We start from the raw sequence: 1374 nt of genomic DNA, 5'->3' as shown, positions 1-1374 counted from the left end.
GGACCTATCCGTGATTTCGTGGGCGAGGCATATCATGAGGTGTAAAGGCCATGGATATGCCGATGAAGAAGAAAAGACAAACTGTAGCGCGTCAGGCAGCGGCCCGAGGGCCGCTGCCTGAGCTGCCCAAGGAACTGCTGGACCAGTTGGTCAAGGGGCCGATGACGCCGGCCGAGGTGCAGGACCTGATGTTGGCGTTCAACAAGGCGGTCATCGAGCGCGCGATGGGCGCCGAGATGAATCTGCATCTGGGCTACCCTCCCGGCCAGCCCAAGCCTTCTGGTCAGGCCAACGAACGCAACGGCGCCAGCGGCAAGACGGTCATCACCGATCGTGGTCCGGTCCGGGTCGACGTGCCCCGTGACCGGGACGGCAGTTTCCAGCCGATCCTGATCCCCAAGCACGAGCGCCGTTTCACCGGCTTCGACGAACGCATCATCGCGATGTACGCCCGCGGCATGAGCGTGCGCGAGATTCAGGGATTTCTGGCCGAGCACTATGGCACCGAGGTTTCGCCCGACTTCATCAGCTCGGTCACTGACGAGGTGATGGCCGAAGCGTTGAGCTGGCAGAGTCGCCCGCTTGAGACGATGTATCCGGTCGTGTTCTTCGATGCGCTGCGGGTCAAGATCCGCGACGACGGCGTGGTCAGTAACAAGGCCGTCTATCTGGCCTTGGGCATTCAGGCCGATGGCCAGCGCGACGTGCTGGGCCTCTGGATCGAGCAGACCGAGGGCGCCAAGTTCTGGCTCAAGGTGTTCAACGAACTCAAGACGCGCGGCTGCCAGGACATCCTGATCGCCGTGGTCGACGGCTTGAAGGGGCTGACCGAGGCCATCAGCGCAGCCTATCCACGGACCACCGTTCAGACCTGCATCGTGCATCTGATCCGCAACAGTCTGGAGTACGCCAGCTACAAGGACCGGAAGGTACTCGCCGCAGCACTGCGCCCGATCTACGCGGCCGCCAGCGAAGACGCCGCAAGGCAGGCGTTACAGGACTTCGCTGACGGCCCTTGGGGGGAGAAATACCCGACCATCGTGCAATCGTGGCAGCGAGCATGGGAGCACGTCGTACCGTTCTACGTGTTCCCGCCGGAGATTCGACGACTTGTATATACGACAAACGCCATAGAAAGTCTGAACATGCAGTTGCGCAAGATCATCAAGACCCGGGGCCACTTCCCGAATGACGAGGCGGCGATCAAGCTGCTCTGGCTGGCGCTGCGCAACGTGCTGGCCAAGACCGTGCGGTCCGCCTTCGATTGGAAATCAGCGATGAACCAGTTTGCTATCCTGTTCGGAGAGCGATTTATGCAGGCGCGCGGATAACGTGCCGTTCAACCGCCTCGCCCACAAAAACGCGGACAGGTTC

At 61.5% G+C, this 1374-nt stretch carries 1 protein-coding gene; it reads left to right on the top strand.

Annotated features, from left to right (window positions below; translation table 11 throughout):
* The first annotated feature begins 56 nt into the window (after window positions 1–56).
* Entirely contained in the window at window positions 57–1331 is a 1275-nt protein-coding gene (locus DIE21_RS36785; RefSeq protein WP_409364680.1) for an IS256 family transposase, read from the top strand.
* Window positions 1332–1374 lie beyond the last annotated feature (43 nt).

This window comes from Burkholderia sp. Bp9140, assembly GCF_003853425.1.
GTDB lineage: Bacteria > Pseudomonadota > Gammaproteobacteria > Burkholderiales > Burkholderiaceae > Burkholderia.
This window is presented reverse-complemented; position numbering and strand designations above follow the sequence as displayed.